The organism is Nocardia sp. NPDC058176 (assembly GCF_042883805.1).
Lineage (GTDB): Bacteria > Actinomycetota > Actinomycetes > Mycobacteriales > Mycobacteriaceae > Nocardia.
On sequence record NZ_JBHVVA010000010.1, the window covers coordinates 53,522 to 65,685 of the forward strand.

At 68.1% G+C, this 12,164-nt stretch carries 14 protein-coding genes; 7 read left to right on the forward strand and 7 right to left on the reverse strand.

The window, feature by feature from the left end:
* The first annotated feature begins 172 nt into the window (after window positions 1-172).
* Window positions 173-832 (forward strand): TetR family transcriptional regulator, encoded by a 660-nt coding sequence (locus tag ACFVVM_RS31945; RefSeq protein WP_387625943.1) that lies wholly within the window; start codon window positions 173-175, stop codon window positions 830-832.
* 169 nt (window positions 833-1,001) lie between these two features.
* The gene (locus ACFVVM_RS31950) at window positions 1,002-2,159 is read left to right on the forward strand and encodes an acyl-CoA dehydrogenase family protein (protein WP_387625945.1); all 1,158 of its coding nucleotides are present in this window, start codon (window positions 1,002-1,004) and stop codon (window positions 2,157-2,159) included.
* Between the two features lie 85 nt (window positions 2,160-2,244).
* On the opposite strand, the gene ACFVVM_RS31955 is transcribed toward ACFVVM_RS31950, so the two are convergent.
* The 4 genes from ACFVVM_RS31955 to ACFVVM_RS31970 form a co-directional block, all read right to left on the reverse strand.
* Window positions 2,245-3,063 carry a hypothetical protein gene (locus ACFVVM_RS31955; protein ID WP_387625947.1) on the reverse strand — a complete coding sequence of 273 codons (819 nt, stop codon included), beginning with the start codon at window positions 3,061-3,063 and terminating at the stop codon, window positions 2,245-2,247.
* Window positions 3,064-3,215: 152 nt separating this feature from the next.
* On the reverse strand, window positions 3,216-3,725 hold the full coding sequence (locus ACFVVM_RS31960; RefSeq protein ID WP_387625949.1) for an SMI1/KNR4 family protein: 510 nt from the start codon (window positions 3,723-3,725) through the stop codon (window positions 3,216-3,218).
* 16 nt (window positions 3,726-3,741) lie between these two features.
* Complete coding sequence (locus ACFVVM_RS31965; RefSeq protein WP_387625951.1) at window positions 3,742-4,026, reverse strand: GNAT family N-acetyltransferase; 285 nt, start codon at window positions 4,024-4,026, stop codon at window positions 3,742-3,744.
* A gap of 16 nt (window positions 4,027-4,042) precedes the next feature.
* Window positions 4,043-5,416, reverse strand: coding sequence for an FAD-binding oxidoreductase (locus ACFVVM_RS31970; RefSeq protein WP_387625953.1), 1,374 nt, complete (start codon window positions 5,414-5,416; stop codon window positions 4,043-4,045).
* Between the two features lie 361 nt (window positions 5,417-5,777).
* Here ACFVVM_RS31970 and ACFVVM_RS31975 point away from each other — a divergent pair, with 361 nt between their 5' ends.
* Together ACFVVM_RS31975 and ACFVVM_RS31980 are read left to right on the forward strand one after the other, a co-directional pair.
* Entirely contained in the window at window positions 5,778-6,089 is a 312-nt protein-coding gene (locus ACFVVM_RS31975) for a hypothetical protein (RefSeq protein WP_387625955.1), read from the forward strand.
* Window positions 6,090-6,354: 265 nt separating this feature from the next.
* Entirely contained in the window at window positions 6,355-6,825 is a 471-nt protein-coding gene (locus ACFVVM_RS31980) for a GtrA family protein (protein WP_387626092.1), read from the forward strand.
* 38 nt (window positions 6,826-6,863) lie between these two features.
* Here ACFVVM_RS31980 and ACFVVM_RS31985 read toward each other — a convergent pair whose 3' ends face one another.
* Genes ACFVVM_RS31985 through ACFVVM_RS31995 form a run of 3 tightly spaced genes read right to left on the reverse strand, consistent with a single transcriptional unit; the run spans window position 6,864 to window position 8,788 of the window.
* Window positions 6,864-7,505 (reverse strand): Type 1 glutamine amidotransferase-like domain-containing protein, encoded by a 642-nt coding sequence (locus ACFVVM_RS31985; RefSeq protein WP_387625957.1) that lies wholly within the window; start codon window positions 7,503-7,505, stop codon window positions 6,864-6,866.
* Window positions 7,505-8,347, reverse strand: a complete 843-nt coding sequence (locus ACFVVM_RS31990; protein WP_387625958.1) for a maleylpyruvate isomerase N-terminal domain-containing protein — start codon at window positions 8,345-8,347, stop codon at window positions 7,505-7,507. The genes ACFVVM_RS31985 and ACFVVM_RS31990 overlap by 1 nt, the downstream gene beginning before the upstream one ends.
* Window positions 8,348-8,788, reverse strand: a complete 441-nt coding sequence (locus ACFVVM_RS31995; RefSeq protein WP_387625960.1) for an HIT family protein — start codon at window positions 8,786-8,788, stop codon at window positions 8,348-8,350.
* A 405-nt stretch (window positions 8,789-9,193) separates the two neighbouring features.
* Between ACFVVM_RS31995 and ACFVVM_RS32000 the strand changes: the two genes are divergently transcribed.
* The 3 genes from ACFVVM_RS32000 to ACFVVM_RS32010 are packed head-to-tail and all read left to right on the forward strand — an operon-like array spanning window position 9,194 to window position 12,047.
* A complete protein-coding gene (locus ACFVVM_RS32000) occupies window positions 9,194-10,312 on the forward strand; it encodes a Re/Si-specific NAD(P)(+) transhydrogenase subunit alpha (protein ID WP_387625962.1) in 1,119 nt (372 codons plus the stop codon).
* Window positions 10,312-10,614, forward strand: coding sequence for an NAD(P) transhydrogenase subunit alpha (locus ACFVVM_RS32005; RefSeq protein WP_387625964.1), 303 nt, complete (start codon window positions 10,312-10,314; stop codon window positions 10,612-10,614). Before ACFVVM_RS32000 ends, ACFVVM_RS32005 begins: the two co-directional genes overlap by 1 nt.
* Window positions 10,615-10,628: 14 nt before the next feature.
* Window positions 10,629-12,047, forward strand: a complete 1,419-nt coding sequence (locus ACFVVM_RS32010; RefSeq protein WP_387626094.1) for an NAD(P)(+) transhydrogenase (Re/Si-specific) subunit beta — start codon at window positions 10,629-10,631, stop codon at window positions 12,045-12,047.
* Window positions 12,048-12,164 lie beyond the last annotated feature (117 nt).

Genomic DNA, 12,164 nt, shown 5'->3' on the forward strand with positions numbered 1-12,164 from the left:
TTCCCGCTTCCGGTCGACGAGTGCGATCAGGCCCACAGCCAGAGTGAAGCGACGGAGTAGCGCACCGCGATGTCGGCGAATCCGGGGATCGTGTCGAAGCGGAACCCGGGTGCGAAACCCTGCCGTGAGCCGAGTCGGATGACCGATCCGGCCGGTCGCTACGGTTGACCCCGTGGCACACGATGACGCGGCGCAGTTTCGGCTCACGGTGGTGGATCAGGCGTTGCGGTTGTTCGCCGAGCGGGGGTACGAGGCGACGACGGTGGACGAGATCGCGGTGGCGGCGGGGATCTCGCGGCGGACGTTCTTCCGGCAGTTCCGGTCGAAGGAGGACGTGATCTTCGCTGATCACGAGTTCCAGCTGGCGACGGCGCAGGAATTCCTGGAGGGGGCCGAGGGGGATCCGTGGGATGCGGTGTGTGCGGCCGTGGTCGGGGTGTTCGAGCGGTTCACGCAGTGGCGCGACATCGCGGCGCGGCGGTATCAGGTGGTGCGGCGGGTGCCCGCGTTGCGCGAGCGCGAGATCGTGACGGTGTTCCGGTACGAGCGGTTGTTCACCGAGTTCCTGCGCGAGCGGCTGCCGGAGGTGCCGGATCTGGTGCGGGTGCAGTTCACGGCCGCGGTGACCGCGACGCACAACTACCTGCTGCGCCGGATGGTGCGCGGTGAGTCGGCCGCGACGGTGGCGGATCTGCGCGCGGAGCTGGCGGCGATCCCGCGCGGCAGGCGCGCGGCCGCCGAGTCCGACGAACTGGTGGTCGCGGTCTTTCCGCGCGACATGCCGCCGCGCGAGGTGGCCGATCTACTCTCCGCCCGGCTCGGTAGCCTGTGAGCGCCGTGCACACCGCAGCGCTCATGTGTGACACTGAGTGCCACCGGTATATCCCCATGTAGTTGCCGAGTGCCAGGCGTATAATCCTCTGTGGATTGGCACTGGGTGCCGATGCAGGACGCGCTGTGAGACCGCAGCGATCACGACCACGATCAGGAGAGTGCCCCCGATGGCTGGAAACCCCGATTTCGACCTGTTCAAGCTCGAGGACTTCCACGACGAGCTGCGTGGGGCCATCCGCGGCCTCGCGGAGAAGGAAATCGCTCCCTACGCCAAGGACGTCGACGGCAACGCGCGCTTCCCCGACGAGGCGCTGACCGCGCTCAACGCCGCGGGCTTCAACGCCGTGCACGTGCCGGAGGCCTACGGCGGTCAGGGCGCGGACTCGGTCGCGACTTGTATCGTGATCGAGGAAGTCGCCCGCGTCTGCGGTTCCTCCTCGCTGATCCCCGCGGTCAACAAGCTCGGCACCATGGGCATGATCCTCAACGGCTCCGAGGAGCTCAAGACCAAGGTCCTGGCCGACATCGTCAACGGCGAGATGGCCTCCTACGCGCTGTCCGAGCGTGAGGCCGGCTCCGACGCCGCCGCCATGCGCACCCGCGCCAAGGCCGAGGGCGACGACTGGATCCTCAACGGCTCCAAGTGCTGGATCACCAACGGCGGCAAGTCCTCCTGGTACACCGTGATGGCCGTGACCGACGCCGACAAGGGCGCCAACGGCATCTCCTCGTTCCTGGTCCACAAGGACGACGAGGGCTTCGTGGTCGGCCCGCTCGAGCACAAGCTGGGCATCAAGGGTTCGCCCACCGCCGAGCTGTACTTCGAGAACTGCCGCATCCCCGGCGACCGCATCGTCGGCGAGCCCGGCACCGGCTTCAAGACCGCGCTGCAGACCCTCGACCACACCCGCCCGACCATCGGCGCGCAGGCCGTCGGCCTGGCCCAGGGCGCGCTCGACGCCGCGATCGCCTACACCAAGGATCGCAAGCAGTTCGGCAAGACCATCGCCAGCTTCCAGAACACCGAGTTCATGCTGGCCGACATGGCCATGAAGATCGAGGCCGCCCGCCTGATGGTCTACACCTCCGCCGCCCGCGCCGAGCGCGGCGAGAAGAACCTCGGCTTCATCTCCGCCGCCGCCAAGTGCTTCGCCTCGGATGTGGCCATGGAGGTCACCACCAACGCCGTCCAGCTCTTCGGCGGCGCCGGCTACACCACCGACTTCCCGGTCGAGCGCATGATGCGCGACGCCAAGATCACCCAGATCTACGAGGGCACCAACCAGATCCAGCGCCTGGTCATGGCCCGCCAGCTCCTGCGCTGAGCCCACCCGGCACATACTCCCGTGGCCCTCGGCAGATTCTCTGCCGGGGGCCACGGCTGTTCGGCGGCACTCCGACTGGCGGCTCCTACTTCCGGCCGAGCAGCTTACGCCAGCGGGAGCGACGCGACGGCTGGTCGGCGACGATCGACACCTGCGCTCCCTCGGGAATGAACCGCGCCTGGTCGTGGATCTGGCCCGCCATGCCGACCGCGGTGACGAAGTCCATCACCTGAATGTTGGCCGCCGTCAGCTCGCCGCCGAACACGGGTGGGTGGGCGAAGTCGTAGATCTGGTCGGGTCCGGGCACCAGTCCGGTCGCGGCGAGTTCGGTGGCCAGGTCGGCTCGCAGGTAGCGCTGGCTGCCGAGCGGGGTCGCCAGTTCGTTCGTGCAGTCGGTGAGTGAGTGCCAGTGGTGGGTCAGGGTGCCGTCGACGATATCGAGTCGCCGCACGCCGTCCGGGCTGTCGAGGAAGATGTCGCCGAACGCCGATGCGAACATCGGTCGCAGCTCATCGAGTCCGAGCCATTCCCATGACTGGAGCGCATGATCGAACTGCTCGCCACCGAACTGCCGTGTGAATTCGGGTGTAGCGGCAGACGAAGGTTCGTCGTACTCGTAGCCCCGCCACAGTTCCCACGTCCCGTCCGGGTTCCGGGTGTACTCGAACTGCCCGGCCCGCACCCTCGCCCGTGAGTTCACCAACACCCTGATCAGCTCGATCAACGCCGCACTGAGCTCGGCTGACGGTGTCAGCTGCGGTTCGATACTCGACCAGAACCGCACCTGAACCGTCGTGCCGTCGACTTCGAAGCGCAATGTTGCTGTTGTCTCGTTGCGGTCCACCTGCCCGACCACCAGCTGATCGACAAGACCCTCGGCCTCCATCCGCGCGATCAGATCCATCCTGCACCCCCGTCTTCACGACCCCGAACAACTTGACGCACAGTACATCTCACGTCCGACATGATTCGACTGCGGCATCACCTCGGCGCGCGGACGTCGGTCTCGGTGCCGACGGAGTGAGTCGGCGGTCGCCGACGCAGTCCCGGTCGTCGTCAGCCAGTCGGATCGATCTCGTCGTTGAAAGTGCTTTCTGGGCAGAGGGATTCGAGGAATCTGCCGAAGTCGGGAGCGACCGGCTGGGACGTGCCGGTGTCGGTTTCGAAATAGGCCACCGAGGGTTCCCCTTGTGGCCCGCAGTCGCGATAGTCCAGGGCTAGCCAGCGGTGCCCGTCGCCATCGAGGAGCACCAACTGGGCCGGTAGATCCCACTCCTGCGTGAGGTAGGGGGTTTCGAGGATCGACAGCTCGGTGTCCGGATCGATGCCCATCAACTCGCTCAGCGATGCCCAGTCTTCGTCCCAGGCCGGGTCGGGAAGGCGGAACGCGTTCCACTGATCCGACACCCGGCCACCGTTCTGCTCACGGAGCAGGCGGCACATCAGAGTTGGAAGACGCATGCCCAGCGTCTGCTCGGCCGAGGAGATGAGCGTGTCGGTCGCAGGTTCGGGGGCGTCCTCTCCGGGTTCCCAGAAGGTGGCGAGGACGGTGTCGAGCTTGTTCACGGCGTCGGCTGCTCTGCTAGGCGACAAGATTCGCGTATTCGGGGTGGTCGGCGATGTATTTTTCGACGTACCAGCAGGTGGGGATGACGCGGTAGTCGTTGGTGCGGGAGTCCTGGAGGGCGAATTCGACGACCTTGGCGGCGACGCCGTGGCCGCGGAATTCGGGGAAGGTCATGGTGTGGTGGAAGTCGCGGACCTTCGGGTTCTCGCGTTCGGCGTAGTCGGCATAGCCGGCGAGGACGTCGTCGAGGTAGATCTCGAAGCGGGTGTCGTCGACGTTGTGTTCGAGCCTGGTGGTCATAGGCGATGCTAACTCGCTAGAGGACGGCGCCGGGGTTGAGGATGCCTTCGGGGTCGAGGGCGTCCTTGATGCGGCGGGTCAGGGCCATCACCTCGGGGCCGACCTGGTCGGGGAGCCAGGCCTTCTTGAGGCGGCCGACGCCGTGTTCGCCGGTGATGGTGCCGCCGAGGGTGATGGCGAGGTCCATGATCTCGCCGAAGGCGCGGTGGGCGCGGGCGGTGTTGTCGGGGTCGGTGGGGTCGTGCACGATCAGCGGGTGGGTGTTGCCGTCGCCCGCGTGCGCGATGACCGAGACGAGCACGTCGTTGCGTTCGCCGATGGCGGTGACGCCGGTGATCAGTTCGCCGAGCCGGGGCAGTGGCACGCCGACGTCCTCGAGCAGCAGCGGTCCGATCTTCTCCACCGCGGGAATGGCGAATCGCCTTGCGGCAGTGAAGGATTCACCTTCGGTCGGGTCCGCGGTGTGGAAAACCTCGGTGGCCCCGGCCTTTTCGCACAGCGACACCATCAACTCCGCCTCCTGCCCGGCGTATTCGCCCGGTGCGTCCGAACGGGCGACCAGCAGGGCGGCGGCGGTGCGGTCCAAGCCCATTCGCATCTCGTCTTCGACGGCGTTGATGGCGACGGTGTCCATGAACTCGAGCATGGCGGGCCGCAGGGTCGAGGTGATCGCCAGGATGGCGTCGGTCGCGGCGGTGAGCGAGCCGAAACTCGCGACGACGGTCGACTGTGGCGGCTGGGCGGGCAGCAGGCGCAGGGTGAGCTCGGTGATGATCCCGAGCGTGCCCTCGCTGCCGACGAACAGTTTCGTCAGCGACAATCCGGCGGAGTCCTTGAGCCGTGGACCACCGAGGCGCACCACGGTCCCGTCGGCGAGCACCACCTCCATGCCGAGCACGTAGTCGGTGGTCACGCCGTATTTCACGCAGCACAGTCCGCCCGCGTTGGTCGCCGCGTTCCCGCCGATCGAGCAGATCTCGAACGAGGACGGGTCCGGCGGATACCACAGCCCCTCGGCCGCGACGGCCCGCTTCACTTCGGCATTGAGCAGCCCCGGCTGCACGACCGCGGTCCGGGTCACCGGGTCGACGCTGATCTCGCGCAGCAATTCCGTACTCAGCACGATCCCGCCGTCCACCGCGGTCGCCCCGCCGGAGAGCCCCGACCCGGCCCCGCGCGGCACCACCGGCACCCGATGCTCGTGCGCCCACCGCATGGTCGCCGCGACGTCATCGGTACCGCGCGCCCGCACCACCGCGAGCGGCGTCCCCGCCCCGGGATCCCGCGCCCAGTCCTGCCGATACCCCGCCAGCACATCCGGATCGACCAGCACCGCCCCCGCCGACACCGCACCGACCAACGCCCCCAGCGCCACGCTTCGCTCAGCCACCTCCCCACGCTAACCCGCCGACCCCGCCCCCCGCGGGCACTCCAGATATCGCCCGCGAGCATTCGAGTTGGTCGGGTGATCACCACGCTCTGGTGGCGGCATCGGCCGAGAGGCGAACGCCATCAGAGCGTGGTGATCGGGTGACCAGATGTGATGTGGGCCGGGACCACGCAAGTTGCGCATTGTTGTGATTCGGCGCGCCCGGGTGGTGTATACGGCGTCCAAGTGGTCACAATGCGGGGGAGGGTGTTCGTTTTTCGGGGACGCCCGGCGTGTTTCGAGTTCCGCTCCGCGATGCGGTCAGCGCATCGACCAGGCGACGCTGTTGTTGCGCCGCACCGCTTTTCCCGAGGAGGACCGGATGACGAGGGAACCGCAGGACCGTGCCGAGCTGGTCGGCGCGCTGTTGGCGGCCGAGTTCGCCGACGCCGGGATCGACACCGAAGCGATGCGCCGCGTCTACACGGGCGCGCACGAGGAGTGGTTGTCGGCGCTGGAGTCGACCGGACTGTTCGGCGTGCAGGCGCTCGCCGAGATCGCCAGCCACTGGACCGCCGACCCGCGCCTGCTGCGCGACGCCCTGCTCGCCGAAGCCGACGAGTTCACCCGCCGCCGCTGCTCGGCCGCGTGGGCCTCTTTCGAGGCCGCCCCGATCGCCGCCGCGGGCGGGTGACGTGAGCAGGTGATCGCCGCCCTCGAAGGCTGACCCGTGGAGTTCGGCTGACGTTGAGCTCGGGGTGCGGGCGTGCCGCCGGATGGTGACTTGCCGGGGTGTGGGCGTGCCGAAGCTGGATGGTGACTCGCCGGGCGCTGTGCTCGCGGTCTCGGAGCGGACCACGTTCCCCCGCTGACGCGCCCGTTTGCCGGCTGCTCACTTCGGCGTCACCTGCCGCTGGCAGGCTGACTTCGTGGAGCAGCAGGGGAGTGTCACCGGCCCGATGGCCGACCGGTTCGCTCGCTGGTGCGAGGCCGTCGTGGCGCGGCTGCCCTGGGGACTGGATGCCGTCGTTCCGGCGACCCTGCTCGGGTTCGCGCTGATCAACAGCTTCACCTTCGGCGTGGACCTGATGTTGCTCACCGCGATGCACGGCGGTCTCGGGTTGCCGATCGCGTTGTCGATCACGCTGGCCTACATCGTCGCGTTCGGGCTCGCGTTCGTGCTCAACCGCACATTCAACTTCCACTCGCACGCCCCGATGGGCAAGCAGGCCGCGGTGTACGCGGTCGTGGTGCTGGTGAACTACCTGGCGTTCATCCTCGGCGTCGGATCGGGCCTCACCGCCCTCGGCCTCGACTATCACCTGGCCCGGCTGGCGGCAGGGGCCTGTGAGGCGGTCTACATGTACAGCGCGATGCGCTGGATCGTGTTCCGGCGCAAGCGATCCGCCGAACCTGTCGCGACCGGCTAGTGCGAAACGCGGGCCCAGTAGTCTTGGCCCGGCCGTGCTCAGCCTCGCAGCAATTGCGGACGCCCTCCGTCGACCATGACGACGTCGTCGTCGGTCAGCGCCCAGTGTGGGAAGCCCTCCGCACGGCAGCGGGCCACCATCTTGGCCGATTCACCGTCCGGGTCGGCGGGGGAGTCGAGGTGGACGACCAGGCGGCGATCCACCAGACCCAGTCCGTCCCACTGCGGTTCGATGCCGGTGGCGGGCAGTACCTCGGCCGGATCGTCCATCGTTTCGAGGCCGTGCAGGTCGGGCCCGAGCAGGCAGGCGCCCGCGCTGTACCCCGCGTAGACGAGGGCGTCTTCGCGCAGCAGGGCGGGGAGCACGGAATCGGCTCCGCTGCGGGCGAATTGGGCGCGCAGCACGAAGGTGTTGCCGCCGCGGACCCACACCATCGGGAACTCGCGCAGGTGCTTCTCCAGCCGGTCGGGCTGGTCGACGTAGTCTCGCAGGTCGAAGACCTCGGGCGAATACCCGTGCTGCTGTAGCGGTTTCAGGTCGCTGGTGACCGCCGAGGCCCAGGCGGCGGGCCAGGCGTCGCAGGCGTTGGGAATCACCGCGACCCGGCCGGGCGTGCCGACGAGTCCGGCGAGGCGGTCGGCGAACGCGCCGAACCGATAGGAAGCGAGGAACAGTCTCATCAGATGGTGAACGCCAGATTCCGCACGAGCCGCCGGCCCAGGTCCACATCGCCCTCGACGACGACCTCGTCCAGATGCGCCTCGGCGGTCGAACGACCGCCGCGCAGGCGCGCGAACAGCCCGGAATCCAGCCGCAGCACCGTGGTCGGATCACCATCGGCCTCGTCGAGCAGCACGCCACGCCCGTCGGTCACCGCGAGGCGGACCTGCCTGGTCACCGGTCCGGTGAGATCGATGGTGACCCGTGCGCCCTCGGGCGCCTTGGCGCCCTTCACCACGGCGCGGCCGAGTCCGAGGGTGAGTTCGGTGAACGCCGTCTCCGCGCGGGCACCGCCCTCGGCCACCGGCCTGCCGATCCCGTCGGCGAGGTCGAGTTCGTGCATCCAGCAGTCGAACAGCCGGACCCGCATGAACCGCCCGTAGGGCACCGGACCGACCGGCGACACGGTCGAGGCCTGCCAGGCGTCCTCGTCGAGCGCGGCCAGTGCCGCGCGACGCAGGTCGGTGACCTCGTCCAGCAGTGCGAGCAGGCGCTTGCCCGAGAGCGGGCGCAACCGGTCGACCCAGATCTCGTTGAGCACGGCCACTTCGTTGCGCACGTGCGGCAGGGTCCGCACATCGGTCTTGGGGCGCAGCGGATCGTGCGGCGGCGGTGTCTGTCCGAGCAGCCAGGATTCGGTGCCGATCACGTGCGCGACCACGTCGAACAGGGTCCAGCCGGGCAGTGGAGACGGTCGGCGCCATGCCTTCTCGTCGAGGTCGGCGACGAGCAGGGTGATGGCGTCCCACTGCTGGGAGAGCAGATCGGTGAGCTGTTCGCGATCGGGAACACGGTCGGGCATCTACTGTGCCCCTTCGCCGTCGAGCTCGGCGAGGCCGGCGCGGATCGCCGCCGCGGTGGTCTTGGGATCGTGCGGGCGCCGCAGCAGGAAGCCCTTGGCGAAGGTGAGTTTGTCGCCGTGCTTGCGCGGAACCACGTGGACGTGGACGTGGCCGACGGTCTGGAAGGCCGCGGTGCCGTCGTTGACCACGAGGTTGGCGCCGTCGCTGGCCAGTCCGCCGCGGCGCACGGCGCGCGCGAGCCGATGGGCGACGCCGAACATCTTCGCCCCGAGTTCGGGGTCGAGATCCTCGAGTTCGTCGGCGTGCGCTTTGGGCACGACCAGGGTGTGGCCCCGGGTGACCGGCCGGATGTCGAGGAACGCGCACACCGCGTCGTCCTCGTAGACCTTGGTCGCGGGCGCCGCACCCGCCACGATCAGACAGAAGACGCAGTCGTTCACGGCGAGAACCCTACGTGTCGGCCCGGTCCGGGGACAGCCAAGCGGCGATTCCGGCATGACTCGCATCACGTCTGACGCTGTATAGATCACCTGACCAGGACTCGTACGAGAAGGTAACCAGCTCACCTGGATGTTCGGTCTTGTCCGTTCCTACCTGCGGCGACGAATCTCGGAGTGGGCGCCACCCGGTGCCCGGTGGGCTCGCGAGCCGCTGTCGCGGCGAAACCGCTGTGCACGGTCGAATTCGAGCGCGAGAAACGAGCATCCCGCTGTGACCGGCATCTCGGCTAGGCTCACCGCGAGCCGAGTACAGTAGCGAGGATTTATGCCGAACTTACTCGTAGGTAACTTCGGCTGGACCGTTGTTCCCAGGCTCGAAGCCAGCACGAAAAGGAAGTCTGACTAGTGGAGACAACGCAAAACGCCGGCGAGGAATCGCCGCGGGGAGCGCGTGTCGGAGTCGTTCGCGAGTCCGGTGCGGGCGAGCGCCGAGTCGCCTTGGTGCCCAAGATCATCCCCGCCCTGTCCAAGCAGGGTGTCGAGGTGGTCGTGGCTGCCGGGGCGGGTCTAGGTGCGCTCATTCCCGACGAGGCCTATGTCGAGGCGGGTGCGACCATCGGTGATCCGTGGTCGGCCGACGTCGTCGTCAAGGTGGCCCCGCCCAGCGATGCCGAGATCGGCAAGCTGTCCGCGGGCCAGACCCTGATCGGGTTCCTCGCGCCGCGCAATGCCGACAATCAGATCGGCGCGCTGAAGGCCGCCGGGGTCCAGGCGTTCGCGGTGGAGGCGATTCCGCGCATCTCGCGCGCGCAGGTGATGGACGCGCTGTCCTCACAGGCGAATGTGGCCGGATACAAGGCAGTACTGCTCGCCGCCTCGGAGTCGACCCGCTTCTTCCCGATGCTGACCACCGCCGCGGGCACCGTCAAGCCCGCGACCGTGCTGGTGCTCGGCGTCGGTGTCGCCGGTCTGCAGGCGCTGGCCACGGCCAAGCGTCTCGGCGGCCGCACCACCGGCTACGACGTGCGTCCCGAGGTCGCCGATCAAGTGCGCTCGGTCGGTGCCCAGTGGCTCGACCTCGGCATCGACGCCGCCGGTGAGGGTGGCTACGCCCGCGAACTCACCGACGACGAGAAGGCCCAGCAGCAGAAGGCGCTCGAAGACGCGATCAAGGGCTTCGACGTGGTGATCACCACCGCGCTCGTGCCGGGTCGCCCCGCGCCGCGCCTGGTCACCGCCGCCGCCGTGGAGGGCATGAAGCCCGGCAGCGTGATCGTCGACCTGGCCGGGGAGACCGGTGGCAACTGCGAGCTCACCGAGCCCGGTGAGACCGTCGTCAAGCACGAGGTGACCATCGCCTCGCCGCTGAACCTGCCCGCCACCATGCCCGAGCACGCCAGCGAGCTGTACTCCAAGAACATCGCGGCGCTGCTGGAACTGATGCTGGTCGACGGGAAGGTCGCCCCTGATTTCGACGATCAGGTGCTCGCCGATTCCTGTGTCACCCGTGAGGTGGAAGCCTGATGTACACCGAACTCATCGCGAACCTCTCGATCCTGGTGCTGTCCGGATTCGTCGGCTTCGCCGTCATCTCCAAGGTCCCCAACACCCTGCACACCCCGCTGATGTCGGGCACCAACGCCATTCACGGCATCGTCGTGCTCGGCGCGCTGGTCGTCCTCGGCAACATCAAGGACCCTTCGCTGCTGGCGCAGATCATCCTGTTCGTCGCCGTGGTGTTCGGCACGCTGAACGTGATCGGTGGCTTCGTGGTCACCGACCGCATGCTCGCCATGTTCAAGGGTAAGAAGAAGGCGGCCGAGTGATGCACGCAGACACCATGACCTACGTGGTCAACGGCCTCTACATCGTGGCCTTCTCGATGTTCATCTACGGCCTGATGGGCCTGACCGGTCCGAAGACCGCGGTGCGCGGCAACCAGATCGCCGCGGTCGGTATGGCCATCGCGGTCGTCGCCACGCTGATCTCGGTCCGCAACGCGGACCTGCTCAACTGGATCCTGATCGGCGCCGGTCTGGTCGTCGGTGTGGCACTGGGCGTGCCGCCCGCCGTGCGCACCAAGATGACCGAGATGCCGCAGCTGGTCGCCGCGTTCAACGGCGTCGGCGGTGGCACGGTCGCCTTGATCGCGTGGGCCGAGTTCATCGACAGCTCGGGCTTCTCCGATCTGCACGAGGAGCCGACCGTCCACATCATCATCGGCTCGCTGTTCGCCGCGGTGATCGGTTCGATCTCGTTCTGGGGCTCGATCATCGCCTTCGCCAAGCTGCAGGAGATCCTGTCCGGCAAGCCGATCGGCATCGGCAAGCTGCAGCAGCCGCTGAACCTGCTGCTGCTGCTCGGCGCCATCGCCTGCGCCGTGGTGATCGGTGTCGGTGCGGGCAGCGGCGGCGTCTCGCAGCTGTGGATGGTCGCGCTGCTGGTGCTGGCCGGTGTGCTCGGCCTGATGGTCGTGCTGCCCATCGGCGGCGCGGACATGCCGGTCGTCATCTCGCTGCTCAACGCGCTCACCGGTCTGTCGGCCGCGGCCGCGGGCCTGGCGCTCAACAACACCGCGATGATCGTGGCGGGCATGATCGTCGGCGCGTCCGGCACCATCCTCACCAACCTGATGGCCAAGGCGATGAACCGGTCCATCCCGGCGATCGTGGCCGGTGGTTTCGGCGGCGGTGGCGCCGTGGCCGGTGGCGGTGGCGGCGAGGCCAAGTCGGCCAAGGCCACCTCGGCGGCTGACGCCGCGATCCAGATGGCCTACGCCAACCAGGTCATCGTGGTGCCCGGTTACGGCATGGCCGTGGCGCAGGCCCAGCACGCGGTCAAGGAGATGGCGGCGCTGCTCGAGGCCAAGGGCGTCGAGGTCAAGTACGCGATCCACCCGGTCGCCGGGCGCATGCCCGGGCACATGAACGTGCTGCTGGCCGAGGCCGAGGTGTCCTACGACGCGATGAAGGAAATGGACGACATCAACGGCGAATTCGGCCGCACCGATGTGGCCCTGATCATCGGCGCCAACGACGTCACCAACCCCTCGGCCCGCGAGGACGCCAGCAGCCCGATCTACGGCATGCCGGTGCTCAACGTGGACCAGGCCAAGAACGTCATCGTGCTCAAGCGCTCGATGAACTCCGGCTTCGCCGGTATCGACAACCCGCTGTTCTACGCCGACCACACCTCCATGCTGTTCGGCGACGCCAAGAAGTCCGTCGGTGCGGTCACCGAGGAACTGAAGGCGCTGTAGGGCAACCGCTCTCACCGCGAAGAGCCCCCGCTCGTTCTCCGGAACGGGCGGGGGCTCTCTCGTGTTCGGGGGTGCCGTACGACAGCACCGAGCCCCTCCGCGGTATCTCGTGAAGGG

Coding starts and splice junctions, on each gene's coding strand:
- ACFVVM_RS31950 (WP_387625945.1), top strand. CDS start 1,002: ATGGCTGGAAACCCCGATTTCGACCTGTTCAAGCTCGAGGACTTCCAC.
- ACFVVM_RS31955 (WP_387625947.1), bottom strand. CDS start 3,063: ATGGATCTGATCGCGCGGATGGAGGCCGAGGGTCTTGTCGATCAGCTG.
- ACFVVM_RS31965 (WP_387625951.1), bottom strand. CDS start 4,026: ATGACCACCAGGCTCGAACACAACGTCGACGACACCCGCTTCGAGATC.
- ACFVVM_RS31975 (WP_387625955.1), top strand. CDS start 5,778: ATGACGAGGGAACCGCAGGACCGTGCCGAGCTGGTCGGCGCGCTGTTG.
- ACFVVM_RS31980 (WP_387626092.1), top strand. CDS start 6,355: ATGGCCGACCGGTTCGCTCGCTGGTGCGAGGCCGTCGTGGCGCGGCTG.
- ACFVVM_RS31985 (WP_387625957.1), bottom strand. CDS start 7,505: ATGAGACTGTTCCTCGCTTCCTATCGGTTCGGCGCGTTCGCCGACCGC.
- ACFVVM_RS31990 (WP_387625958.1), bottom strand. CDS start 8,347: ATGCCCGACCGTGTTCCCGATCGCGAACAGCTCACCGATCTGCTCTCC.
- ACFVVM_RS32005 (WP_387625964.1), top strand. CDS start 10,312: ATGTACACCGAACTCATCGCGAACCTCTCGATCCTGGTGCTGTCCGGA.
- ACFVVM_RS32010 (WP_387626094.1), top strand. CDS start 10,629: ATGACCTACGTGGTCAACGGCCTCTACATCGTGGCCTTCTCGATGTTC.